At 69.7% G+C, this 23,883-nt stretch carries 27 protein-coding genes and 1 pseudogene; 11 read left to right on the plus strand and 17 right to left on the minus strand.

Annotation, left to right across the window (positions count from 1 at the left end; translation table 11 throughout):
- Entirely contained in the window at positions 1-1,410 is a 1,410-nt protein-coding gene (locus AB0C30_RS11870; protein ID WP_357942350.1) for an AMP-binding protein, read from the minus strand.
- Between the two features lie 144 nt (positions 1,411-1,554).
- Between AB0C30_RS11870 and AB0C30_RS11875 the strand changes: the two genes are divergently transcribed.
- From AB0C30_RS11875 to AB0C30_RS11885, 3 genes are read left to right on the plus strand one after another with little or no spacing between them, the layout of a single operon-like run.
- Positions 1,555-1,794: an acyl carrier protein gene (locus AB0C30_RS11875; RefSeq protein WP_357942352.1), complete on the plus strand. Its 240-nt coding sequence runs from the start codon at positions 1,555-1,557 to the stop codon at positions 1,792-1,794.
- Complete coding sequence (locus AB0C30_RS11880) at positions 1,787-3,031, plus strand: condensation domain-containing protein (protein ID WP_357942354.1); 1,245 nt, start codon at positions 1,787-1,789, stop codon at positions 3,029-3,031. The genes AB0C30_RS11875 and AB0C30_RS11880 overlap by 8 nt, the downstream gene beginning before the upstream one ends.
- On the plus strand, positions 3,028-4,824 hold the full coding sequence (locus tag AB0C30_RS11885) for a N,N-dimethylformamidase beta subunit family domain-containing protein (RefSeq protein ID WP_357942356.1): 1,797 nt from the start codon (positions 3,028-3,030) through the stop codon (positions 4,822-4,824). The genes AB0C30_RS11880 and AB0C30_RS11885 overlap by 4 nt, the downstream gene beginning before the upstream one ends.
- A 6-nt stretch (positions 4,825-4,830) precedes the next feature.
- Here the strand turns inward: AB0C30_RS11885 and AB0C30_RS11890 are convergent, their stop codons facing one another.
- The 5 genes from AB0C30_RS11890 to AB0C30_RS11910 form a co-directional block, all read right to left on the minus strand.
- Positions 4,831-5,238 carry an ester cyclase gene (locus AB0C30_RS11890; protein WP_357942358.1) on the minus strand — a complete coding sequence of 136 codons (408 nt, stop codon included), beginning with the start codon at positions 5,236-5,238 and terminating at the stop codon, positions 4,831-4,833.
- A 148-nt stretch (positions 5,239-5,386) separates the two neighbouring features.
- On the minus strand, positions 5,387-7,339 hold the full coding sequence (locus tag AB0C30_RS11895) for an NAD(P)-dependent oxidoreductase (RefSeq protein WP_357942361.1): 1,953 nt from the start codon (positions 7,337-7,339) through the stop codon (positions 5,387-5,389).
- Complete coding sequence (locus AB0C30_RS11900) at positions 7,324-8,256, minus strand: methionyl-tRNA formyltransferase (RefSeq protein ID WP_357942363.1); 933 nt, start codon at positions 8,254-8,256, stop codon at positions 7,324-7,326. Before AB0C30_RS11900 ends, AB0C30_RS11895 begins: the two co-directional genes overlap by 16 nt.
- Positions 8,253-8,942 carry a PIG-L family deacetylase gene (locus AB0C30_RS11905; protein WP_357942365.1) on the minus strand — a complete coding sequence of 230 codons (690 nt, stop codon included), beginning with the start codon at positions 8,940-8,942 and terminating at the stop codon, positions 8,253-8,255. The genes AB0C30_RS11900 and AB0C30_RS11905 overlap by 4 nt, the downstream gene beginning before the upstream one ends.
- Positions 8,929-10,065 (minus strand): NAD-dependent epimerase/dehydratase family protein, encoded by a 1,137-nt coding sequence (locus AB0C30_RS11910; RefSeq protein ID WP_357942367.1) that lies wholly within the window; start codon positions 10,063-10,065, stop codon positions 8,929-8,931. The genes AB0C30_RS11905 and AB0C30_RS11910 overlap by 14 nt, the downstream gene beginning before the upstream one ends.
- 75 nt (positions 10,066-10,140) lie before the next feature.
- Here AB0C30_RS11910 and AB0C30_RS11915 point away from each other — a divergent pair, with 75 nt between their 5' ends.
- Positions 10,141-10,950, plus strand: coding sequence for a lysophospholipase (locus tag AB0C30_RS11915; protein WP_357942369.1), 810 nt, complete (start codon positions 10,141-10,143; stop codon positions 10,948-10,950).
- A 12-nt stretch (positions 10,951-10,962) separates the two neighbouring features.
- On the opposite strand, the gene AB0C30_RS11920 is transcribed toward AB0C30_RS11915, so the two are convergent.
- From AB0C30_RS11920 to AB0C30_RS11940, 5 genes are all read right to left on the minus strand, one after another.
- Complete coding sequence (locus AB0C30_RS11920) at positions 10,963-11,502, minus strand: hypothetical protein (protein WP_357942371.1); 540 nt, start codon at positions 11,500-11,502, stop codon at positions 10,963-10,965.
- Between the two features lie 206 nt (positions 11,503-11,708).
- Positions 11,709-12,038 (minus strand): hypothetical protein, encoded by a 330-nt coding sequence (locus AB0C30_RS11925; RefSeq protein ID WP_357942373.1) that lies wholly within the window; start codon positions 12,036-12,038, stop codon positions 11,709-11,711.
- A 126-nt stretch (positions 12,039-12,164) separates the two neighbouring features.
- Complete coding sequence (locus AB0C30_RS11930) at positions 12,165-12,647, minus strand: hypothetical protein (protein ID WP_357942375.1); 483 nt, start codon at positions 12,645-12,647, stop codon at positions 12,165-12,167.
- A 252-nt stretch (positions 12,648-12,899) separates the two neighbouring features.
- Positions 12,900-13,046 carry a hypothetical protein gene (locus AB0C30_RS11935; RefSeq protein WP_357942377.1) on the minus strand — a complete coding sequence of 49 codons (147 nt, stop codon included), beginning with the start codon at positions 13,044-13,046 and terminating at the stop codon, positions 12,900-12,902.
- A gap of 69 nt (positions 13,047-13,115) precedes the next feature.
- Positions 13,116-14,744, minus strand: coding sequence for a CocE/NonD family hydrolase (locus tag AB0C30_RS11940; protein ID WP_357942379.1), 1,629 nt, complete (start codon positions 14,742-14,744; stop codon positions 13,116-13,118).
- A 242-nt stretch (positions 14,745-14,986) separates the two neighbouring features.
- Between AB0C30_RS11940 and AB0C30_RS11945 the strand changes: the two are divergent.
- Positions 14,987-15,196, plus strand: a pseudogene (locus tag AB0C30_RS11945) (maleylpyruvate isomerase N-terminal domain-containing protein); the annotation flags it as partial.
- A 24-nt stretch (positions 15,197-15,220) separates the two neighbouring features.
- Here the strand turns inward: AB0C30_RS11945 and AB0C30_RS11950 are convergent.
- Entirely contained in the window at positions 15,221-15,439 is a 219-nt protein-coding gene (locus tag AB0C30_RS11950; protein WP_357943124.1) for a hypothetical protein, read from the minus strand.
- An 18-nt stretch (positions 15,440-15,457) separates the two neighbouring features.
- On the opposite strand from AB0C30_RS11950, the gene AB0C30_RS11955 reads away from it, so the two are divergent.
- Together AB0C30_RS11955 and AB0C30_RS11960 are read left to right on the plus strand one after the other, a co-directional pair.
- Entirely contained in the window at positions 15,458-15,799 is a 342-nt protein-coding gene (locus tag AB0C30_RS11955; RefSeq protein ID WP_357943126.1) for a hypothetical protein, read from the plus strand.
- A 36-nt stretch (positions 15,800-15,835) separates the two neighbouring features.
- Entirely contained in the window at positions 15,836-16,432 is a 597-nt protein-coding gene (locus AB0C30_RS11960; RefSeq protein ID WP_357942381.1) for a helix-turn-helix domain-containing protein, read from the plus strand.
- 21 nt (positions 16,433-16,453) lie between these two features.
- Here AB0C30_RS11960 and AB0C30_RS11965 read toward each other — a convergent pair whose 3' ends face one another.
- From AB0C30_RS11965 to AB0C30_RS11975, 3 genes are all read right to left on the minus strand, one after another.
- Entirely contained in the window at positions 16,454-16,648 is a 195-nt protein-coding gene (locus tag AB0C30_RS11965) for a hypothetical protein (RefSeq protein WP_357942382.1), read from the minus strand.
- Between the two features lie 124 nt (positions 16,649-16,772).
- On the minus strand, positions 16,773-18,581 hold the full coding sequence (gene recQ / locus AB0C30_RS11970) for a DNA helicase RecQ (protein WP_357942384.1): 1,809 nt from the start codon (positions 18,579-18,581) through the stop codon (positions 16,773-16,775).
- Between the two features lie 4 nt (positions 18,582-18,585).
- The gene (locus AB0C30_RS11975; RefSeq protein WP_357942386.1) at positions 18,586-19,758 is read right to left on the minus strand and encodes an MFS transporter; all 1,173 of its coding nucleotides are present in this window, start codon (positions 19,756-19,758) and stop codon (positions 18,586-18,588) included.
- Positions 19,759-19,821: 63 nt separating this feature from the next.
- Here AB0C30_RS11975 and AB0C30_RS11980 point away from each other — a divergent pair, with 63 nt between their 5' ends.
- The 3 genes from AB0C30_RS11980 (at position 19,822) to AB0C30_RS11990 (ending at position 21,170) form a co-directional block, all read left to right on the plus strand.
- The gene (locus tag AB0C30_RS11980; RefSeq protein ID WP_357942388.1) at positions 19,822-20,583 is read left to right on the plus strand and encodes an SDR family oxidoreductase; all 762 of its coding nucleotides are present in this window, start codon (positions 19,822-19,824) and stop codon (positions 20,581-20,583) included.
- A gap of 28 nt (positions 20,584-20,611) precedes the next feature.
- On the plus strand, positions 20,612-20,857 hold the full coding sequence (locus tag AB0C30_RS11985) for a type B 50S ribosomal protein L31 (RefSeq protein ID WP_219526926.1): 246 nt from the start codon (positions 20,612-20,614) through the stop codon (positions 20,855-20,857).
- An 85-nt stretch (positions 20,858-20,942) separates the two neighbouring features.
- Positions 20,943-21,170 carry a DUF3040 domain-containing protein gene (locus AB0C30_RS11990; RefSeq protein ID WP_357942390.1) on the plus strand — a complete coding sequence of 76 codons (228 nt, stop codon included), beginning with the start codon at positions 20,943-20,945 and terminating at the stop codon, positions 21,168-21,170.
- An 18-nt stretch (positions 21,171-21,188) separates the two neighbouring features.
- Here AB0C30_RS11990 and AB0C30_RS11995 read toward each other — a convergent pair whose 3' ends face one another.
- Both AB0C30_RS11995 and AB0C30_RS12000 read right to left on the minus strand, forming a co-directional pair.
- Positions 21,189-21,893, minus strand: a complete 705-nt coding sequence (locus tag AB0C30_RS11995) for a maleylpyruvate isomerase family mycothiol-dependent enzyme (protein WP_357942392.1) — start codon at positions 21,891-21,893, stop codon at positions 21,189-21,191.
- A gap of 168 nt (positions 21,894-22,061) precedes the next feature.
- Positions 22,062-22,799: a hypothetical protein gene (locus AB0C30_RS12000; RefSeq protein WP_357942394.1), complete on the minus strand. Its 738-nt coding sequence runs from the start codon at positions 22,797-22,799 to the stop codon at positions 22,062-22,064.
- Positions 22,800-22,990: 191 nt separating this feature from the next.
- On the opposite strand from AB0C30_RS12000, the gene AB0C30_RS12005 reads away from it, so the two are divergent.
- Positions 22,991-23,863, plus strand: a complete 873-nt coding sequence (locus tag AB0C30_RS12005) for a sugar kinase (protein ID WP_357942396.1) — start codon at positions 22,991-22,993, stop codon at positions 23,861-23,863.
- Positions 23,864-23,883 lie beyond the last annotated feature (20 nt).

Below are 23,883 nucleotides of genomic sequence, written 5' to 3' on the forward strand. Positions count from 1 at the left end.
TCACTCCTCTGCCATACTGCGCAGTTCTCGCTTGATCACTTTTCCGGCGGCGTTCCTGGGCAGCGCGTTCACGCACAGCAGCCGGGTGGGGAGCTCGTGCTGGGCGAGCCGCTCGGCCAGGAAGGCGCGTACGCCGGCCAGCGTCACCGGCTCGCGGGACACCACCGCCGCCGCCACCACCATGCCCATGACCGGATGCGTCACGCCGAACACCGACGCCTCGGAGACGGCCGGATGCTCGTGCAGCGCGGCCTCGACCTGGAGCGTCGAGACCTTGAAGGCGCCCGACTTGATGACGTCGCTCTCCCGGTCGACCAGGTACAGGTAGCCGTCGTCGTCCAGGTAACCGAGGTCGCCCATGCGTACCCAGCCGTCCTGGAATGTGTCCTGCCGCTGCTCGCGGTAGTAGGAGCGGGAGTGCGCGGCGGCGCGCAGCCACACCTCGCCGGTCTCGCCGGGCGGGGCCGGGTCGCCGTCGGCGGTCACGATCCGCAGGCTGCCGGCGGCGTGCCCGAGCGCGCCCGGCCGGTCGGGGTCGTAGATCATGACGGTCTGGGCGGGGGCCGCCTCGGTCGAGGTGTAGTAGTTCGCGACCGTCGCGTTCGGGAACGCCTCGGTCAGCTCGGCGGCGACCTTCGGTGGCAGCGCGGCGGCGGCCGAGCCGAGCAGCAGCACGCTCGACAGGTCGTGACGGTCCTGGACGCGCGCGCCGAGCAGTTCGATGGCCATCGCGGGCACCACGAACACGGTCCCGGCCGCGTACGACTCGATGAGCGCCGCGAAGCGGGCCGGCGTGAACAGCGGCAGCGTGACCACGGTGGGGGCGGCACTCAGCGCGTGGAGCAGCATGACCTGGCCGGCGTTCGTGCCGATGGGGAAGGCGTGCACGAGATGCCTGGAGTGAGCGAACGGGCGGCGTTTGGGGTGTACGGGCGGGGAGGTGAGGTTCGCGTGGCTGGCCGCCACGCCCTTGGGCTGCCCGGTGGTGCCGGAGGTGTAGAGGATCTGGGCGTAGCCGAGCGGATCGACCTGGACCGGGACCGGGCCGGTCGGGCCGCTGAGCTCGTCGCCGCTCCGGATCATCGTCGTCGCCCCGCAGTGCTTGATCAGGCGGGCCAGCTCGGGCTCGGCCAAGCGGTCCGACAGCGGGACCGCGACCGCGCCCGCCTTCAACACCGCCATCCAGCTCACCGCGTAGTCGAGCCAGTCACGGCCGCCGAACACCAGCGCGACTCTGTCTCCTGGCCGTACGCCCTGGTCGAGGAGGCGATGGGCGGCGGCGTCAGAGCGCTCGTCCCACTCGCCGAGTGTCAGGCCGCCCGTTCCGGCGACGATGAGGGCCTCGTGGTCGGGGTCGGTGGCGGCTCGTGAGCTCAGCAGAGCAGGGACAGGACGGGCCGACTGAACCACCCCCAAAATTATTATCGGGATGTCGCAAGACGCTAGAAAAAATGCACAATTGCGTCAACCCCTTACCGCCAGACGCTTGCCGCCGTCAGGCCCCGCGTGACACACTCGCCCCGGATTTCCCTGGAAACGGGAGGGCTTCGCCAGGTGCAGACGGACGGGGATCTACGCGGACGCCTCGCGGACATGGTGGCCGAGGCCACCGACGGCGCGGTCGAGGCCGCCGAGGTGCTGGCCGGGGAGGCCAGGCTGGCCGATCTCGGCGTCACCTCGCTCGGCTATCTCAGGCTGATCGACGCGGTGGAGGCGGAGTTCGGCATCGAGCTCGACATGACCTCGGCCGACAGCCTGGACGAGCTGGTGGACTACTTACGGCTCCATGCTTGAGTCGCCGCTGACCTGGGGGCAGCAGGACATCTGGCGGGCCGTGGTGGCGGCGCGGCCCCAGGAGCACTATCTCAACATCGGCCGGATCTTCGCCGCGCCGAAGCGGCCCGTCACCGTCGAACGCGCCGTCAAGGCCCTGGACGACCTCGTCGCCCGGCACGAGGCGCTGCGCACCCGGCTCAGCGGGCCGCGCGACTGCCCCCGGCAGCGAATCTCGCCGATCGCCCGGCCGTACGTCGAGGTGACGGACGAATCCGCTCAGGTGGTGTGCGACCGGCTGTCGGGTGAGCCGTTCGACTACTGGGAGGAGTGGCCGCTGCGGGTGGCGTTCCTAGTGACCGGCGATTATGTCCGGCATGTCGTGCTGGTGCTCTGCCATCTGGCCGCCGACGGGCACGCGGCCGATCTCCTGGTGAAGGACTTCCGGCTGCTCCTGCTGCGCGACTCGCTGCCGCCGCCGGAGAGCGCCACGCCGCGCGAACTGGCCGAGTGGCAGCGCTCGGCCGAGGGCAAGCGCACGTCCGACGAGGCTCTGGCCTTCTGGACGGCCGAATACCGGCGGATGGATCCCGTGACCCTGGCGGACGTCCCGCGCCGCCCCCGGTTCTGGGAGGCCACGATGACCTCTGCGGCCATCGCCGCGGCGGCGCAGGCCGTGGCCGCCCGCGAGCGGGTGAGCTCCTCGACGGTGCTGCTCACGGCCGCGATCCGGCTCGCCGGACGGCTCACGGGCCAGCGGTTCTGCGGCATGCGGGTGATCGTCAACAACCGGTTCGCGGCCGAGCGCCGCGACGTGGTCTCCACGATCTCGCAGGAGGGGCTCGTCCTGCTCGACCTGGATACGCCGGACTTCGGGCAGTTGGTACGGCAGGGCTGGCAGGTGGCCTTACGGGCCTACCGGCAGGCCCAGTTCGACCCGTACGCGATGGAGGAGGCGGTGTCGGGCATGGGGCCGGGGATCAGGTCGTTCGGCTGCTTCAACGACCAGCGGCTGGTGCAGCGCGACGAGGCGACAGGTCTGGACGAACGGGCCGTACGCGCCTCGATGGAGCGGACCGACCTGGTCTGGACGGACACCATGGACCGCAACATCTGCGACTTCCGGCTGCACGTCGGCGGCGAGCCGGGGCGGATGGAGGTGTCGCTGTACGCCGACACCGGGCTGCTCGCGCCATCGGGGATCGAACGCTTCCTGTACGACATGGAGTCGACGCTGGTCGAGGCGGCGTTCGCATGAGCCTGTACGCGGCGGCCACATCGTGCGCGCAGGGCGAGTCGCTCCGGTTCCACCTGCTCGGGGGCGGCGGCCCGATCACCATCGAGGACGTGCCGTCGGGTCGGGTCGTGCTTCAGGACACGGCCGAGGGCGACACCTGGACGCTGAAGGTGGGCACGGACTGGCCCAGCTCCCTCTACCGCGCCATCTTGGGCGACACATCCGCATATTTCGTCGTACGTGCGGCTGTGCCCGCTTCGCCGGTTGTGGTGGCGATTCCCTTTCCCACCTGGGAGGCGTACAACCGGCCCGGCGTACCCGGTGAAGGGCTCTACCAGGCCGAGCAGCCCGACCGGGCGGTCAAGGTCAGCTTCGACCGGCCGGGGGCGGGGCCGCAGATCGAGGAATGGGAGCTGGGGCTGCTGCGGTGGCTCGGGCCCTCGGGCCATCCGGTCGACTACTGCTCGGGGCTGGACCTGCACGACGGTCTCGACCTGCTGAGCCGTTACCGGCTGCTGGTGATCAACGGGCACGACGAGTACTGGTCGTGGGAGATGCGGGACGCGGTGGAGGCGTTCGCGCGGGCCGGTGGAAATATCGCCATATTCTCTGGCAACACCTGCTGGTGGCAGGTCCGCTTCGAAGACGACCTCCGCACGATGGTCTGCTACCGCGACGCCGTCGCCGACCCCCTCGCCACCACCGACCCCGGCCGGGCCACCGTCGAATGGCCCAGCGAACCCGTCAACCGCCCGGAGAACACCCTGACCGGCCTCACCTTCCGGAACGGCGCGGGCTGCTGGGTCGACTCACGGGTGATGGCCCACGAGTCGTACACGGCCCGCTTCTCCGGCCACTGGGTGTTCGACGGCACCGGACTGGCCGACGGCGACACCTTCGGCAGGGGCGCGCTCGGCTACGAGACGGACGCCGCCGACCTCGAATGGGTGGACGGGGTGCCAAGGGCGACGGGCCGCGACGGCACACCACCGTCGTTCGTCGTACTCGCCACGGCCGACCTGAGCCACTGGCGCCGGTACGGGAAGGGCGGCGCGGCCACGATGGGCGTACACCGCCTCGGCGCGGGGACCGTCTTCAACGCCGGCACCATCAACTGGGGCAACTCCCTCCACGACCCCGTCCTGGACAGAATCACCCGAAACATCCTCGACCGCCTGTCCCAACCCCCAAGCCACCCACCCTCCTGGGACCCGATCGGCCCCGCCCCGACCTGCCCGCCTCCTGGTGCTCTTGTCGCCTGCGACAACCGGCTCTTCGCCGCCTGCTCGGACGGGACACTCGCCGTCCGCGACATCTCCGGACAGAACCTGCCATGGCAGATGATCGACGAGACCGACGTGATCGCTCTGGCGGCCCCTCGGGAGGCACACGGCGGCCCACCCGCCGGCCTGTATGGGGTGGCACCCGACGGCACGATCCGCTACCGCGAACCCGTCCTGACGAGGTCCACTTGGCAGGACGTGAGCCGGGCCCCACAGGGCACCACCGGCCTGGCCGCCGTGGACGAGGGCCTGTTCGCCGTCACCTCGGCGGGCGAGCTGTGGCACCTCCCGATCCGGCGGCTGGACACCCACGACTGGGCCCGAGCGGGCTCGGCCGGGGGCGCGGTGAGCCTGACCGCGATGAACGGGCGCCTGTTCGCCATCTCCGCCGACCGGATCCTGACCAGATCGGCCGAGCGGCACGAGACCGCCTGGCAGGACCTGGGCCCGGCTGAAGGCCACACCGTCCTCGCGGCCGCCGCCGGACGACTCATCGGCACCGGACCGGGGACCGACCTCTCCTGGCGGTGAGAGGGGTCAGAGGAGACCGAGTTGTCGGAGCATGCCGAGCTGGTCGCTGCTGCCCCACCGTTCCACCAGCTTGCCGTCGGCGAAGCGGCTGATCTGCATGCCGCGATAACTCACCTTCTTGCCGGTGGCCGGATGGCCCATGAGGTCGCCGAGGTGCGTGCCGCTGATGGTGTAGGCGAAGGCCAGCTCATCATCGGTGGCGATCAGATGCTCGACCTCGACGCGCAGGTCTGGGAACGCGGCGCGCATCTCGCCGAACATCGCCTTGTAACCGTCGGGACCCGGCCCCTGCCCGGGGGCGGGATCGTGGTCCACGGCATCGGGCGCGACCACTTCGTCGAAGATGGCGAAGTCGCCGCCCATCACCGCGGTGGCGAAGCGTTGCTGGGCGGCGAGGTTGGCCTCGTAGGTCATGTCTCTCCCTGCAGTCGGTCGGCGATGGCCGGTCACGTCCCACGAACAGTGGATCTTCGTACGACTCTGTTTCTGCAGGTTAGGCGGCAAGCGTCTGCAGGGGTGGGTCCTGGGCGGGTGTGTCGCCGGGATCGCACGGAGGCCGCTTCTACGGACGGTCACTTTCGTAGGCCAGCCACTGCGCGCAGGTGTGCAGCCCGTAGTCCAGTGTCACGCTCGGCCGCCAGCCCAGCTCGGCGGCGGCCCGCTCGACATCGACCAGCGGCTTCGGCGGGCCGTCGGACGTTTCGACGTTCAGCGGCCGCACCGCCCCTGACACCGCCTCGGCCAACTCCCGCATGCCTGGCCGTTCCGGGTTGGCGATGTTGAACACCCGCGACACCGGATTCCCCGCCAGCGCCGCCAGCACCGCGCGTGCGACGTCCTGGACGTGCACCAACTGCACGGGAGCGCCCGTGACGGGCGCGGGGCGGTTGAGCGAGGACCGCAGCACCAGCTCCGCGACCGCGCCCCGCTGCGGCATCCCGGGCCCATAGGGTTCGCCGAGCCTCAACACCACGGCGCCGCCTGCCGCTTCCTCCACCTGACGAATGGCCCGCACCAGCGGCGTGGCGGCGGACGCGTCCGCGAGCAGTGGGCCGGCAGGGTCCTCCGTGAATGGCGATCGGGCGGCGGGAGCGTCTGCGAGTGGCGAGGAGGCCGCGTGCTTCCCGTCCCCGTAGACGGCGCACGAGCTGAGCAGGACGCCGCCGCGTCCGTCGGCGAAGGCCGCGCGCGCCAGGCGCAGCTCCTCCTCCGGGTCGGCGTCCTCGTCCCAGCCGAGTGCGCAGACGTGCACCACCACGGCGGCGCTTGCCTCGGGACCGACTGTTCGGTAGCCATGGTCGGCGAGCGCGCCCGCCAGGTGGTCGCGGACGAACGTACCGGCGCCCGTCAGAGCCACCACGGGACGGTCGGCATTGGCCCGGGGACGGTGTCCGGGCCGGTCGGTCAAGCCCGCCTCCAGGCCCGCACGGGCCACCTCGTGCAATTCGGGCGCGAGCCGGGCGAGCTCCCGAGCCCCGAGCTCATGGCAGAGCCCGCCAGGACCCATCGTGGCGAGCGCCCGGTCCAGTACGCGCGGATCAGCGCGGAACCCGCCACGCACGTCCGCCTGGTCCAGCCCGCGCGGATCGTCGTCCCCAGTGTCATCCGGGACACCATCTCCACCGGTCTGGCCGTGGACGATGCCCATGGTGTAGGCCGTGAGCCAGAGCGGCCAGTGCCGGGTCGCCGCCCCGGCCCGCAGCGACTCGGCGTCGATGCCCCGCCCCGCCAGGTAGTCCTCGCAGCGGATGTCCCGCCACCGCCCGGTCCCAGGGACGCGGACGGCGCACTGGGCCACCCCACGCTTGAAGAACGGGATCACCGGCAGCTCCACGAGCACCCTCTCCTCGGAGGACCGGCCCGCCTGCGGGTCGTCGAGAGGGAAGCCGTCCGGGTCGTCCGGGAACAAGCCCTGCGGGTCGTCGGCAAAGAAGCAGGGAGAGCGCCGCAGCCCTTGGAAGTCGTTGTCCACCAGACTCGCCAGGTCCTCGTGCTCGGCCAGGCTCGGCACCGCCACGAACACGGGCACCCCCGCCTGGCGCAGGTACCGCCCCATGAGCACGTCGTCGGGCCAGGTGTCGCCCCGGTCGCGGGCCCATTCCACGTACCCGCCCGCGACCTGTCTGGGCAGCAGCAGGGCCGCCACCGGCGTGTACTCGCCGGCCCCGGGCACCCACCGCGCCCCGGCGAGCGCGCCCTGCCGGACGGCGGCGCCGTTGCGCGAATTCCAGAAGGCGAACAGGGCGAGCGCCGCGTGCGGCATGGCGCGGGCGGCACTTTCGGCGCGTTCGAAGAACGTGCTCGAAAGCACCATGTCGTCATGCAGCAGCAGATGATGCGTGGCGTCCGGAGGGATGCTGGACCAGGCGAGCAGCGAGGTACGGAACGCCGACGGACGCCCCGCCGGATCGGGATCGGTGACGACGTCGAAGACGCCACCGGCCAGCCGGATGGCCGCCTCCCTGCGCTGGGGATGCGCCATCACAGCCCCGGTCAGCTTCACGCGCCCAGGCATGCGCCTACCGCGAGCTCGCCCGACTCCAGCAGGTCGAGGGCGTCGCGCCGGTCGCCTCCGTCCCACTGGACCTCGCGGACGACCAGCAGCCCCGAGCCGCACGCCACCAGCATCCCGGCGACGCCGGTGGACCAGACGGGCGCGAGTACGGTGCCGGGCGGTTCTTGGCCGCCGTATTCGATCAGGTCGGCGCTGTGCACGAACAGCTTGCGGCCATCGACGAAGGTGAAGGCCCCCGGGTACGGCGCGGCCAGCGCGCGGATCCAGTCGTAGAGGTCGTCGGCCGGCTTGGACCAGTCGATCACCCCGTCCTCCGGACGGCGCTTGTCCCACCACGAGCCGCCCGGGGGCTGTGGTCGTGCCACCACTTGTCCCGCCAGCAGCAGCGGCACGTACTTGGCGAGCAGCTCGATGTTGATCTCGGTGACCTTGCGGTACACCTCGGTGACGTCGTCGCGGCGGCTGATCGTGAACTCCCGCTGCGCGATGAGGTCCCCGGTGTCGGCGCCCTCGTCGAGGAAGAACAGGCTCACCGCGCTCGTCGTCAGCCGCTTGATGATGGTCCACGGCAGCGCGGCGCGTCCCCGGCCCTCCGGCAGGCGGGTGGGGTGCAGGCCGATGGAGCCGAGCGGGCAGACCGACAGCAGCGGCTCGCGTACGAGCTGCGACCACCCGGCGATCACGAACAGGTCCATCTCCTTGACCCGCTCGTACGCCTCGCCGTCGTTGATGTCGGCGGTCTCCAGCAGCGGGATGCCGTGCTTCTCGGACGCCTCCCGCAGCGGCGCGTACCCCGAACGGTGCTGCAGCTTCGGCGGATAGCCGATGAGCAGCGACGGGGGAGTGCCCTGCGCGGCCAGTACGTCCACGGCGGGTGCGGCGAACTCCATGCCCGTGGCGAACGCGAACGTCTTCACAAGACCTCCCTCAGCACCCCGAACGCTTCGGCGTGCGTGACACCGATCTCCGCGCCGCGCAGTGTCGCCAGTGCCGTCACCGACTCCTCGCTCCTGATGTGCGGGGAGGGCCGGTGCTGGCTCTTATAGCCGCGCAATGCTTCCAGTTTGCGTTCCATATGGTGGCTTATGTCGCAGAAGGCCGTCGAGCGCGGCGTCGGCTCGGCCGCCCACTGGATCTTCGACATCTCGTACAGGAGTACGGTCGGCACCAGCCACTTGCCGAACTGCTGGGCGATGGGCCGGGCCGCCGCGAACCCGGCGCCGAACACCGCCAGATGGTCCTGGTCGTAGTCGGCGAAGCTGGGCAGCAGGAGCAGGTCGGGCCGCCGCTCGTTCAGCGCCCGCTCGAACAGGTCGACCAGCTCCCTGCGCGGCAGCGTGTCCAGCCGCTCGGTCAGGTCCATGTCGCCGTACGCGATGTCGTACGAGAAGCCCAGCGTGGCCTGTACGGCCTCGATCTCCTCCAGCCGCTGCCGATAGCTGGTGGCGCCGTCGAGGCCGTAGTGCCGCATGCCGTCGACCGCCAGATACAGGACGTGGACCTCGGCCCCCGCCTCGACCTGCGCGGCGATCAGGCCGCCGCAGCCGAGTACCTCGTCGTCGGCGTGCGGGGAGATCACCAGCACTCGGTCAAAGCGGCGCATTCACTGCCCTCCGGTCTTCGCGGGCGCGATAGTACTCGGCGGTGCTCAGGATCAGCTCGTCGAGCGCGATCCGGGGCCGCCAGCCCAGGTCGGTCGCCGCCCGCAGCGCCGGGATCTTGTGGAACGACTCGGCCTCGGCGTAGTACGGCCCGTGCACGGTCCTGCCGTCGACGCTGACGATCGGCGAGGGGCTGCCGAGTAACTCCTTCACCCGCTGGGCCAGCTCCATGATGGTGACGGCGTTCGCCGGGTTGCCGACGTTGATGATGATGTCGTCGCAGTTCAGCGCCGCGTCCATGTAGTCGATGAGGAACCCGGTCAGGTCGCTCGCCGCGATGAACGCCCTGACCTGCTCGCCGCCCGCGAACACGGTGATCGGCTTCTCGGCCAGCGCCTGCTGGACGAACGTGGGCATGACGAACCCGCCCGCCCGCGACTGCCGCGCACCCGCCACGTTGAACGGCCGGATGACCATCCCGCGCAGCCCGTGCTGGCGGCTGTTGGAGACCATCGCCTCGGCCAGCGTCTTGGCGATCGCGTACTCGATGCGGGTGTTGTACTGCGTCGGTACGACGATGTCGTCCTTCTCGTCGAGCACGCCGCTGCGGCCGTACACCTCGGCCGAGCTGAACAGGCACAACGGCGCGTCCGCCCGGATACAGGCGTCGATGACCGGGGCGGTGCTGCCGATGATGTCGTGGCCGAGCCGGCCCGCCCTGGACAGGATGCTCGCGGGGCCGACGTACGAGGCCGCATGGATGACGCGGTCGGCCCCCGCGAAGTCGCCGCCCGCCGCCAGATAGTCCTCCACCCGCTGCCGGACGACCGTGCAGCGAGGGTCGGCGTCGTAGTCCTCGCCGTCGATCACCGCACCCGCGTTGGAGTCGATGATCGTTACTCGGTGGCCCGCGGCGAGATACGCGTCCACCAGATGTGAGCCGATAAAACCGAGACCGCCCGTGACGATGACTTCGCCACTTGGAGCTCCCACGGGCCTGCCTTTCCCACGAAGCCGTGATTTCGAGGAAAAACGGTCACTCGGGGCCTGTGCCGCCCCGGTGGCACCTAGCGTGGGATTAAAACAGTTTTCGCCACGCTTGTCACGCATGGCACAAGTTTTCATGGTTTGGTGCGGGCTTCCTGGACCGATCAGCCGGATCGGGCGTACGCTCGCCGCAATTCGGGCACAGGGAGTGACATGGCCACGTCGAGGGAACGCACCTTCACCGGCACCCGCGCCGCGAACGTGGTGCGCGAATGGCCTCACGAGCAGCCGCGCTACGTCGCCATCCTGGTCCACGGGTACGGCGAGCACATCGGCCGCTACGAGTACGTGGCCGACACCCTGGTCCGGCACGGCGCCGCGGTGTACGGGCTCGACCATGTCGGCCACGGCAAGTCGGAAGGCGACCGGGTGCTCGTCATCGACTTCGAGGACGTGGTGACCGACGTACACGCCGTGGAGGAACAGGCCCGAGCCGATCACCCGCGCGTACCGGTCGTACTGATCGGCCACTCGATGGGCGGCATGATCGCCGCCCGCTACGCCCAGCGCTACGGCGACGGGCTGGCCGCGCTCGTACTGTCGGGCCCGGTGATCGGCGAATGGGAGGTGATCCCCGCCCTGCTCGCCCTCGACGAACTGCCCGACATCCCCATCGACCCGGCCACGCTCTCCCGCGACCCGGCCGTGGGCGCCGCCTACGCCGAGGATCCGCTGGTCTGGCACGGACCGTTCAAGCGGTCCACGCTGGAGGCGTTCGCCACGACGATCGCCACGATCGCCAAGGGCGGCTCGCTCGGCAGCCTGCCGACGCTCTGGATCCACGGCGCCGACGACCAGCTCGTGCCGCTGGCCTCCAGCCGTACGGGGATCGAGACGATCCGCGGCGACGACCTGACGGAGCGGATCTATCCCGATGCCCGGCACGAGGTGTTCAACGAGACGAACCGGGACGAGGTCCTGACGGACGTCACGACGTTCATCGACCGCGTCCTCGGCCACTGACGGCACCGGGGGTCATTTCACGGGCAACCACAGGTGCCCGGATCCGCGAGTCCGCGTCAGGTCCACCCGGTAACAGCCGGCCTTGGGAAAGACGAAGCCCGTGCCCCACTCCTCACCCGGACGCTGCCAGTTCGAGCCGGTGTGTTGTTCGGGACCGAACGTGGGCTTCGCGCGGGTGCCGTCGGGCAGCGCGGCCGTGACCTTCAGCGGCCCTTCACCCGTCATCCGCCACACGATCTTGACCTCCTTGCCCCGCTTGAACGGAACCGGAGCGAACAGCAGCCCCCACACCTCAGCGTCCCGCGAGACGCCGCGCACCTCGGGAAACCCGTCCGGATGGGTGATCAGCGGCGTCCCATGGCACGCCACCCGGGTGGTTGCGGGCGTCGGCTTCTGCGACACTGCCGGTGTCTCGTCTCCGGTCGGCGTCCCGGTCCCGCCGGTGGCGGCGGGCGCCATGGTCGCCGATGGCGGTTGGGCCTGGGTCGCTGGGCCGCTCGTGGCGCACCCCGCGACCACTACGAGCACCGCTCCGATTGTCATCCGCCTCATCGAACCTCCTTCGCACTCACGACACGTACTCCGGAGAGCGGCAAGAGGTTCCTGGTTCAGGTTCGGCGCGGCGTAGGTCTGGAGAAGGCCAACAGGCCTCCCGCCCATGGAGCGAGAGGCCCGTACCCAGCTGGCGCCCGTACTCGGCTGACGCCCGCACCCAGCTGGCACCCGTAGTCGGCTGGCACCTGTACTCAGCTGGCGCCCTACGACGCGTCCTCGCAGCGGACCGTGACGATCGCGAACCACACATGCGAACGCGCGTCCTGGGACGTCACCGACTCGAACACCTCGCACGACGTGAACCCGTGGTTCAGCGCGTTCTGCCTTGCGGCGGCCTCGGCGCTGGCGAGCGCGGCGTCCTCCTCGATGCCCTTGCCGAACCCGTCGAACAGCGCGCCGATCCCGGCGTTGATGGTGGTGGAGGTGTCGGCGGAGGCGGGCAGAGCGGCGACGAGGGCGCCCGCGACGATGCCGGAACCGGCCAGCGTCGTCGCAGCCAGTGCGACCAGCAGCTTTTTGGTCAGATACTTCATAGAATCTCCCCGAGCTTCGATCGTTGGGGCTTACGTCTGAGAGGCGTTCCATTCCGTTCCACCGGATGCCTTCGCGATCAGTGGCCGGAGCCGGCGGCGCCCCGTCTCCCGGAAGCGGTCAAGGTCCTATCCCTCTCCCGATTCAAAAATGCGCCATCTCTCCGTGGGCGGCTCTCTTTCGAGCCAGTAACCCCAGCTGAAATCATCTGGCGCTTCTCGACCGCGCTTCTTTAGCTCGAGTTTCACGGACACCTGTATTACCGTGGTGTACCTGCCCGTGCCATCCGAATCCGGATGCCCCGGCCAGATCGTCATGGCCGTGATATCGGTCCAGTCGCAGAAAGCACTGTCGGCGAAGGACTCCTCACGATCGGCGAATTCTGGGGTGGACAAGCGGCGGGCGACGTCGATGTCTCTCGCCACGACCGCCTGCAGGTAGGCCCTTACCGTGTCTTCGGGAGAGGCGTTTTCCGCCGGCGGCCGTATGTCGTGAAGCTTGCGGGGAACGCAGTAGAAGCCAGTGAACTCGCCGATCGCCGGATAGAGCAGGCCTAATGAGGTGGCGGACAGCACTGCTAAACCAGCGGCGACATAGGTTTTCGGCTTCAAGGCCGCTCCCCGGACCAGTGCTTTTCCGGCGCAAATGCCGCATGCATGAGATGTGAGCCGCTCGCGTCGCCATCGTTGAGGCATCCCCAGCGCCTTTTCCGCCGGGCCGCCGTACTGATCATGCGGGTGCCCGCAGTCGTCGCCCTGTGTCCATGAGCATAACGGGCAGCGACGTCCGCCCACGGGGACATCTGCCCCACCGTAAGCATGAAGATCCCTCCACCCAGTCCGCCCCAAGGCCCCGGGAGAGCTTTATGATCGTAAAAAGAAATACCAGATCAGGCCCAGGGCGATCAGCCAGATAATGGCGCCGATGCCGCAGACCACCAGGCAGCCTGTGATGACTGTTCGTTTTCTGCCTCGATCGCCCCATTCGTGACGACCACGATCTGGATCCATGCTAAGAGGCTACTTCTTTCCCGCCCCGGCTAATTGACCATGGCCGTACTGAAGGGGCATTTGTGGCTTTTATGTATTTCCGAAGATGGGAAGGATCAATGCGGAGGGATATTCCTGACCATGAAAGATCTCGAACCGGGTACGCCGGGTCCGCACGGCCTCCGCCGCCGGCTCTCCGGTCCCATGGTTGCGCGCGAACCTCGGGAACGCGCCCCCCGCCACCTGTATCCGCAGGCGGTGGCCCTTGCGGAAGCGGTAGCCGGTCGGGTGGAGTTCGACCTCCGCCCGGGTCACACTCTGCGAGTCCTGGGGCAGGCGCACGATGCCATCCGTGACGTTCCGGGAGACGCCCGTAGGATCGACGTCGCAGAGCCGTACGAACAGGTCGGCATGTCCCGTGTCGGTGCGTACGTGCACGACCGCCGAGACCGGACCGATCAGGTCGAGATCGCGGGGGAGCGGTGCGGTGGTGTGGACGAGCACGTCGGACCGGCGCTCCACCTCCCGGTTGTCGCGCTGGCCGGTCTCTTGGGCGGACAGCATCGGACCGCCGGGTGACCGCGTGGGGTGCGCCGGATCGTAGACGAACGTGTCGGAAGAGCTCTTGTCCGGCACCTCCCAGCCGAGCCCCCGGCCGTGGCCCAGGTAGAGCGGAGTGGGAGTGGACTCCGCGGGCGGCCACTGGTCGAAGTCCAGCCAGCGGTTGGCCTTCTGCAGGTAGAGGCGTACCGGTGCCTGGTGCAGTTGGGCGGTGTCGCCGAGCAGGTGCGCCGACAGCCACGACACCTGGTCGATCAGCACGGCACGCAGCGCGCCCGGATCATGACCCCATGGGCCGATCGTGATCCGGCTGCGCCGCCCCGCCTCCCGCAGCGCGGCGAAGTCACGCAGCTGCGCGGGCAGGAACAGGTCCCACCAACCGGTCACCATGCTCGTCGGCGTGGTCATCTCGGCCGCCGCCGCGCGGTGGTCGGTGGCCGCCCAGAAGTCGTCGCCCGGCTCCGCGTGCGCGGCCACCTCGCGCAGGAACGGTACGGGCTTGCCGATCGCTGCCAGGTCGGACGTGCCGATGGGGACGTGCGCCATGGCCCGCCGTACGCGCCGCTGCTTGCGGGGGTCGGGCAGCAGCCCGCCCAGGGGCGCCTCCTCCTGGGTACCGATCAGCGCCGACCAGGTCAGCGTGTTGTGCAGGCCCATCACGCCACCCGGATAGAACGTGCTGACGAACTCGCTGGTCGTGATCCCGAGCCCCATCGCCTCCAGCGGCGGATCCAGGTAGGGCCCGACCGCCCACTGCGTGTACCCGAGATAGCTGGCCCCCGCCATGGCCAGCCGCCCGTCACACCACGGCTGCGCACGCAACCAGGCCGCCGTGGCCAGGCCGTCGTCCTTCTCCTGGTGAAAGGCGTGGAAGCGGCCACCGGAGCCGAAGACACCCCGGGTGTTCTGGACGACGACCTGCATCCCGCGCCTGACCAGCACGCTCGCGAACGCCTTCGCGTCGATCCGGTGCTTTCCGTACGGGGTGCGCATCAACACCACGGGCAGCGGCCCGGCACCGCGCGGCCGGTAGCGATCGGCGAGCAGCACCACGCCGTCGGGCATCGAGACCCGCAGATCACGAGTGACCGCCACATCATCGACCACCGCCTCCGGCAGCCCGAGGAACCTGTCGAACAGCCTGCCGAGCACGCTCATGAGAAGTCCTCCCGCTCGACCTCCAGAGTAGAGCTCTGGGGCGGAAGGAACGGTCGCTGACGGTGAGAAGGATGTTGCGTTAACGGAACCAAGGCGCCTGCGGGAGGTCAGTGGGGTCATCGAGCTCGCATGGAGCCGGCCAACCGCCGCAGGGACCGTCACCTCGTGAGACCGGTGATTTTCTCCTCGCTGCCTTGTCTGCACAGACGAGACAGACGAGGACCGACGAGAAGGCGGCGAAGATGCGAAAGCTCCCACCCACGACTCGCGCCGACACCGCCGGTGACGCCTGGCTTGGTGGGGTCGCCCTGCTGGGCCGGGCCGCCGACTACGCACTGGCCTGCCTGCGCCTCGTCACATCCGCCGATCTGGACCGTCCAACCCCGTGCCACGGCTGGGACCTACGGACACTGTTGGCACACACGAACGACTCGTTCGCGGCACTGACAGAAGCCGCAGCGTTAGGACACGTCGCCCTAGTCCCTCCGCTGAGCGACGACGGCGGTGACCGCCATGGCGACTGCGGCCTTGGCGACGGCGACGCCCTCGGCGGCCACGGCGGCGGTGCCAGCCGTGACGGCGACGGCGGCGACAGTGGCCACGGCCACGGCGGCGGCGACAGTGGCCACGGCCACGGCGGCGGCGACGGTGGACACGACGGTCGCGGCGGACATGACGGCGGCGGCGACGGTCACGGTGATGACGATGGCGGCTTGCGAAACCGCGTCACCAGCCTCCTTCGCGCCTGGGCGGGGTCCACGGACGCGATGGTCTCCGTCGGTGGTTGCCCGTTGACGGCCGCGATGGTGTCCGCCGTAGGCGCCGTCGAGGTGGCCGTGCACGCCTGGGACGTGGCCCAAACATGCGGCCACCCTCGTCCCATCCCGGAGGACGTGGCGGCCGAGCTCCTCCCGCTGGCCCGGCTCTTCGTCACGGACGCCGACCGGCCGGCCCGATTCGCCGTACCCCTGGACGTCGCCCCCCGAGCCCCGGCTCAGGATCGTCTGCTCGCCTACCTGGGCCGCGACCCCCACTGGACTGACAACTGGAAGTAGCTTGACAGCATTAATTGTCGGTGTCAGCGTGGAGCCATGTACGAAGTCGCGGTGATCGAGGACCCGGCCGCCGCCGAGGCGTCGCTGGATCCGGTACGCGCCCGGCTGCTGGCCGAACTCGCCGAGCCGGGCTCGGCCACCATGCTGGCCGCCAAGGTCGGTCTGGCCAGGCAGAAGGTGAACTACCACCTGCGAGCCCTGGAAAGCCATGGTCTGGTCGAACTCGTCGAAGAGCGGCGCAAGGGCAACTGCACCGAACGCGTCATGCAAGCATCGGCCGCCTCCTACGTCATCTCGCCGACGGCCCTGTCGGCGGTCCAGCCCGACCCGTCCCGTTCCCCCGATCAGCTCTCGGCCCGCTGGCTGCTCGCCCTGGCCGCTCGCCTGGTACGTGACGTGGGCGCCCTCATCACCGGTGCCACGAAGGCCAAGAGGCGGGTGGCGACGTTCGGCATCGACGGCGAGGTCCGCTTCGCCTCGGCCGCCGACCGTGCCGCCTTCGCCGAGGAGCTGTCCGGAGTGGTGACTGCGCTGGTCAGCAAGTATCACGACGAACAGGCCGAGGGTGGTCGGCCCCACCGTCTGGTCATCGCTATCCACCCATCTGTGGGGAAACAGAGCACTGATGGGTGATCTGTTCGTTAATCAGGGGGTTCACCGACGGATGATCCGGCCGAGATGCGGGTACGGATAGCGGCGCATGAGTGCGAGGGCGGCCCTGTACCCCAGGCCGTACCAGACCGATGAGTGCATGTGCGGCCCTGTCGACGCGGCGGTGAAGCCCAGCGCCGAGACCAGGGCGAGCAGCGTGGTGGCGACGGCCGATCTTCGTGCGGCCGTCGCCCCCACTAACGGCCGCCCACGAGCAGACCGTCACCCCCGCCACAAGCCGTCACCCCCGCCACAAGCCGTCACCCCCGCCACAAGCCGTCACCCGTCACGAGCGAGCGAACCCCGTCACGAGCGCACCACGTCACGACGCGAGCGTCTCCAAAACCTGTTCGCCATACTTGGCCAGTTTGTTCTCGCCTACCCCGTTGACCGTCCCCAGCTCCGCCAGCGTCGACGGCGACAGTGTCGCGATCTCCCGCAGTGTCGCGTCATGGAAGATCACGTAAGCCGGCACCCCCTGCTCCTTGGCCGTCGCCGCCCGCCACGCGCGCAGCCGTTCGAAGACCGGCGCGGCATCGGCCGGCAGCTCCACCACAGGACGGTCCTTGCCGGAGGTCTTGGCGGTCTTCGCCCGCGCGGCCCGCTCGGGGTCGCGGCGCAGCCGCACCTCGCGCTGCCCACGCAGCACATCGGCGCTCGCGTCGGTGAGCACCAGCGCGCCGTAGTCGGACTCCACGGCCAGCAGCCCCTGCGCCAGCAACTGGCGCACCACCCCGTGCCACTCGGTGTTGCCCAGCTCGGCGCCCACCCCGAACACGCTCAGCGAGTCGTGGCCGTGCTGCAGCACCTTGGCCGTCTTCTTGCCGAGCAGGATGTCGGCGATCTGCCCGACGCCGAACTTCTGCCCCCGCTCGCGGCGCAGCCGCAGCACCGTGGAGAGCACCTTCTGGGCGGGGACCGTGCCGTCCCACGACTCGGGCGGCGCCTGGCAGGTGTCGCAGTTGCCGCACGGCTTGGAGTCCTTCTGCCCGAAGTAGTCGAGCAGCATCACCCGGCGGCACTCGACCGTCTCGCACAGCGCCAGCATCGCGTCGAGGTGGAGCACCTGGCGGCGGCGGTGGGCCTCGTCGCCCTCCATGGCCAGCCGCCGGTGCTGGACCACGTCCTGCAGCCCGTAGGCCATCCAGGCGGACGCGGGCAGCCCGTCGCGCCCGGCCCGGCCGGTCTCCTGGTAGTAGCCCTCGACGGACTTGGGCAGGTCGAGATGGGCGACGAAGCGTACGTCGGGCTTGTCGATGCCCATGCCGAACGCGATCGTGGCCACCACGACCAGCCCGTCCTCACGCAGGAAGCGCGCCTGGTGCGCGGCGCGGGTGCGGTTGTCGAGGCCCGCGTGGTAGGGCACGGCGGCGATGCCGTTGTCGACCAGGAACGCCGCGATCTTCTCGACCGAGGAGCGCGACAGGCAGTAGACGATGCCCGCGTCGCCGTCGTGTTCGGTGCGCAGGAAGTCGAGGAGCTGGCGCTTCGGCTCGCTCTTGGTGGCGATGCGGTAGTGGATGTTGGGCCGGTCGAAGCTGGCCACGAAATGCCGGGCCTGCTCCAGCCGGAGCCGCGAGGCGATCTCGGCGTGGGTGGCCGGGGTGGCGGTCGCGGTCAGCGCGATGCGCGGCACCTCCGGCCAGCGCTCGTGCAGCTCCGACAGCGCCAGGTAGTCGGGGCGGAAGTCGTGTCCCCACTGCGACACGCAGTGCGCCTCGTCGATGGCGAACAGCGAGATCTCGCCCTTGGCCAGCAGCCGCAGCGTCGCCTCGACCCGCAGCCGCTCCGGCGCCAGGTAGAGCAGGTCGAGCTCGCCGGCGAGGAAGGCCGCCTCGACCCGTTGTCGCTCGTCGAAGTCCTGGGTGGAGTTGAGGAACCCCGCGCGCACACCGAGCGCCGTCAGCGCGTCGACCTGGTCCTGCATCAGCGCGATCAGCGGTGAGATGACCACCCCGACCCCGGCGCGGACCAGCGCGGGGATCTGGTAGCACAGCGACTTGCCGCCGCCGGTCGGCATGAGCACCAGCGCGTCGCCGCCGTCGACGACGTGATCGATGATCTCCTGCTGCCCGGCCCGGAACGAGTCGTAGCCGAACACGCGGTGGAGAGCCTCGGTGGGGGTATCCATGCGGCTACCTTACGTGTTCGCCGGAGGCCGTTCGCTCTTTTCGCCCATGGCGATCGTAGGCCACCAGGGAGAGGGCGCCGAGCCCACAGGCCGCCGCCAGCGCCACCATCACCGCCGGGTACCCGGCCAGCTGCGCCACGCCCGCCGCGAGCAGCGGGGCGACGGCCTTGGCCACGGTGATCGGCAGGGCCAGGGCCCCGCTCAGCGTCGCGTACGCGCTGGTGCCGTACCGCTCGGTGAGCAGCGCGGGACGGGCGATCGTCGCCACCCCGAACCCCAGCCCGAACAGCACCACCCCGCAGACCGCGCCCGCCACGCTCCGCCCGGCCACCGGCAGCAGCAGCGCGGCGGCGCCCTGCAGCCCGAACACGCTCGCGGTGATCAGCGCGACCGGCCACCGCCCCTGCAGGCCGGTGGTCACCAGGCGTCCGGTCACCGACAGCACGCCGAGCAGGCCCGCCACGGTCGCCGCGAAGAGGGGCGAGTGGCCGAGCGCGATCAGGTACGTCACCAGCAGCACGCCCATGACCGACACGGCGCCCGTCTGCGTCAGGAACGCCGCCGCCAGCAGCCAGAACGGCCGCTCCCGAAGCGCCGCCCCGACGACGCCCCGGTCCACGACCTTGGAAGAGGGACGGCTCCGCACCGCCAGGAAATGCAGGGGTACGGCCGTCAAGGCGTATCCGACGGCCAGGATGACCAGGGCCTGCCGCCAGCCGTACCGATCGACGAGGAAGCCGGTCAAGGGCAGGAAGATGCTGGAGGCGAAGCCGGCCACGACGGTCACGGCGAGCAGGGCCCGCGAGCGTCGCGCCGCGTCGAACCAGGCGACGATCACCGCGAACGCGGCCTCGTACAGCACCATTCCGGAGGCGACGCCGAGCACCACGCAGACCAGGTAGAGCTGGGGCAGAGTGTGCACCTGGGACCAGGCGAGCACGGCCAGCGCGCCGAGCGCCGAGCCCGCCGTCATCAGAGCCCGCCCGCCGTGCCGGTCGAGCCAGCGGCCGATGGGCGGCGCCACGATCGCCGACACGAGTACGGCCAGCGTTATCGCGCCGGTGAGTTCGGCGACCCCCGCGTGCATATCGCGAGCCATCGGGGTGATGAAGACCGAGAAAGCGTAGTAAAGGATGCCGTATCCGGCGGTCTGGGTGATCGCCAGCGCACCGACCAAGCGAGCAGACGAGGCGATCACGAATGGTTTCGTTCCCGTTCATCAATCTATGGACACTGTGACATGAATCGCAGCTATGTCGTCACAGGTGGCGGGCGGGGCATCGGCCGGGCCGTGGTGGAACGGCTGCTCAAGGACGAGGCCACCGTGGTCGCCGTCGAACGCGATTCCGCCGCGCTTGACTCGGCGGGCCCCCGGGTGATCCCGGTCGTCGGCGACGCGGCGGACGAGACGGTCACCGAGCGGGCCGCCGACCTCGCGCAGGGCGCGGGCCGGCTGTCCGGCTGGGTGAACAACGCCGCCGTCTTCAGGGACGCCTCAGTGCACACCGCCACGACCGCGGAGATCCGCGCCCTGATCGCCGTCAACCTGGACCTCGCCGTCGTCGGCTGCGCCACCGCCGTGCGGCGCTTCCTCCGGTCCGGTACGGGCGGCGCCATCGTCAACATCACCTCCCACCAGGCGCGCAGGGCGGTGCCCGGCAGCCTGCCGTACTCCACCGCGAAGGCCGCCATCGAGGGCCTGACCAGGGCGCTAGCCGTCGAGTACGGCAGACGCGGCATCCGGGTCAACGCGGTGGCGCCCGGTTCGGTGGCGACGGAGAGGTACGCCGAGTTCCTGGCCGCCCAGCCGCCCGAGGTGGCGGCGGGAATCGAGGCGGAGATGGCCAGGTTGCACCCCCTCGGCAGGGTCGCGAGGGCGGACGAGGTGGCCGACGCGGTGGCGTACCTCCTCTCGGACGGCGCCGCCTTCGTGACGGGCGCGACCCTCCCGGTGGACGGCGGCCGCGCGGCACTCGGACTCGATCCCGAGTCGAGGGAATGAAAACCATTGTCGTATGGTTGCAGGGGGCATGAGAAAGAACCTGCACCCCTCGTACCAGCCCGTCGTCTTCCGCGACCCGAGCGTCGGGTTCGCCTTCCTCACCCGCTCGACCCTGACGAGTGACAGGACCGTCGAGTGGGAGGACGGCCACACCTACCCGGTCGTCGACGTCGACGTCTCCTCGGCGAGCCACCCCTTCTACACCGGGCGCGGACGGGTCCTCGACACCGCCGGTCGCGTCGAGCGCTTCAAGCAGCGCTACGGCAAGGTCTGATCGCTACTTCCGCCGGTGGAAGCCCGCATGTGCCGGTTACTAGTGGGTACATGGCTTTCACCGGCGTGGAGTGATGGTGGTCAGAATGAGCCTATCTGGAAGGGAACGCCGCATCCTCGGGGAAATCGAGCAGGCACTTGAGCTGGAAGACCCCGACATGGCGCGGCGGGTAGCCGCAATCAACAAGATCGAGTCGGACGCGGGGGCGTACCGCGAGCGCATGCAGTCGTGGGCCGGGGCGCACCTCTGGCTGATCGCGCTGCTCGGGGTGATCGCCGTACTCTTGCTCGTGCTAGCTGTCATCACCGCCTGAGCGAACACACATGTGAGCTCAGGCCAGGCACCTCAGGGCCGAGGCGATCCGCGGGTCGAGATCGTGACCGGTCGGCAGGCGCCCCACCGTGGCCTCGACGAACTCCTGCGGCGACAGCGTCGCGTTCAACCCGTCCGTACGCACCACCACCCGCTCAGCCGTCTGCTCCACCTGAACCTCCGCCTCCTGCTCCGACAGGGCGAACCGGCCGACGGCCACCCGCCAGCGTGTCCGGTTCTCGGCCTCCTCCGCCGTCACCGGCGCGCCGACGTCGTCGGCGTGCGTGGCGTACTCGGAGTCGTAGTGGAAGGCCTGCAACCCCACCGGGTACGGGCCGGCCATCGTGTCGAGCGAGGCGTCCCGGCCGAGCTCGCGCATGCGGCGCCGGGTGTCGGCGTTCTCGGTCCGCCATTCGGCCAGCACCTGTTCGACGGGCATGTCCCGGCGCTGTCGTACGCTCCACTCGTTGAAGTCGTGGAAGCCGTTGACGCCCTCCCTGGCGAGGCGGGCCAGCAGATCCTGCACGTTGCCGTCGAGACAGGCGTGGTTGTACAGCTCCTCACCTGCCAGGTGGCCCAGGACATCGCGGACGGACCATCCCTCGCAGCGCGACGGCCGCGCCCATCCGGCGTCGTCGAGACCGGCGAAGAAGCGGTCGAGTCTGGCCGCCTCCGCGTCGAAGATGTCGAACGGATCGAACTCTTTCAACAGATCATCAGCCATACCTCGAAGCTACCCGTCGGCTGTCGTCTCTCACGAAAGGCGCGGCGCAGAACGGTCAAGCTCCGGACAAGACGGAAGCCCGGCCCCACACGGGGACCGGGCTTCCGCTCAGATGTGACTAGCCGAGCTTCCGCTCAGCGGAGTCAGTGTGTTCAGCGGGACCAGCGTTCAGCGGAACCAGCGCGGGACGACCCGCACGTAGTCGGTGCCGCTCGTGGCGCCCTCGAGCTCGTCGTCGCCGGCGTACACGGCCTTGAACACGCCGCTCTTGTAGGCGCGCGTCTGGGCCTCGAACTTGCCGTTCCAGCCGGTACGGTCGGAGGCGACCCACTTCCAGCCGCTGGAGCCGTTGGCCTTGTAGAAGATGCTGACCCGCTCACCGCGGACGCCCTTCCAGCGGTCGTCGTCGTTGACCTGGAGACGACCGGAGAACCAGATGGTCCTGCCCTTGCGGACCTTCGAGGGGTCGGCGCTGAAGCGCGAGATGCGCGTCTCCGCCTTGCCCTTCTCGATCTCGACGGCGAAGAACGCGGTGTCGGTGTCGACGACCTTGCCGTCCTTGTTGAACGCCTGGGCGGTGGCCTTCCACTTGCCGTCCTGGTCGTTCTCGTTGAACGGGACGGAGAAGCGCCAGCTCTCGACCTTGTTGACGTCCTTGGCCCGCAGGGTGCGGGCGACCGGGTTGACCGGCTCCACACTGAGCTGGACCTTCTCGACGTCCGAGCTGGCGTCGACCTTGAAGAAGGCCTCCGTCTCGCTACCGGCCTTGACCACGACCGGGTTCGGTGAGATGTCCCTGATATCGACGGTCGGAGCCTTCGTCGTAGCCGACGCGGCCCCGGCGCCCGAAATCAGAAGTGTCCCGCCCACAAGGGCAGAGACGAGTCCTACAGCGATGTTCTTCATGAGGGTGCTGATTCCTCTCGTTCCCCGTTTCGCTGAGGCCGGCTCGGGATAGCCAACCTCCTCTACTACTTTGAGGCACAAGATGGGGAAAAAGTTCGCTAAAGTTACAGAAAATCTTTGATCACGGTCCTGACCAGTACCGTTACCAAAAAATCCGATTTGTGATCGCCTGACCGGCTACAGTCTGCCGCATGACGGACGTCTACACGCTCGGCGAGGCGCTGGGGGTCGTGTCCAGTGGCCGGGTGCGTCATGAGACCGAAGCCCGGTTGGACGTCACCGGCCCGGAGTTCAACCTCGCCATCGCCCTGTCCCGGCTCGGCCATAAGGTCGCCTACCTGGGCAAAGTCGGCAATGACGAGCTGGGCGCCAGGGTCCTCACCGTGCTGAGGGGCGAGGGCGTCGACGCGGCGGACGTCAGGGTCATCGAGGGCGCGCACACCGGGCTGCTGCTCCGGGAGGCGCGCGTGGGCCGCGAACAGCGCCTCACGCACTACCGCACCGGATCAGCCGGTACGAGCCTGAAGCCCGGCAACGTGCCCATCGACCGGATCGGTGCCGCGAAGATGCTGCACGTCACCGGCCTGACGGCAGGGCTCGGCAGGGACACCCTGGAGGCGGTCCGTACGGCCGTGAGCGCGGCCAAGACCGCCGAGGTGGCCATCTCCTTCGCCGTCGACTACGTACCCGAGCTCTGGCCGTCGGTACGCGAGGCCGAGGAGGTGCTGGGCGAGCTGGCCTGCGCCTCCCACCTGCTCTTCCTCGGCCAGGACGAGCTCGACCTGGTCAAGCCCGCACTCACGCCGGAGCGCGAGGTCGTGGTGAACCGCGGCCTGAAGGGCGCGAGCGTACGGGCGGACCGCATGCGCTACGACGCGCCCGGCCTGCAGGTGCCGATCGTGGACACCGCGGGCGCGGCCGACGCCTTCGTGGCCGGCTACATCAGCGCGGCCCTGGACGGCCTGACCCCGCCGGAGCGCCTGCACCGCGGCACGCTGCTGGGCGCCGCCGCGGTAACCAGCGCCAGCGACTGGCAGGGCCTCCCCATCAGGGCCGACATCTAGCGCGACATCCTCTCCCCGAA

The sequence above is a fragment of the Nonomuraea sp. NPDC048901 genome (genome assembly GCF_040649695.1).
Lineage (GTDB): Bacteria > Actinomycetota > Actinomycetes > Streptosporangiales > Streptosporangiaceae > Nonomuraea.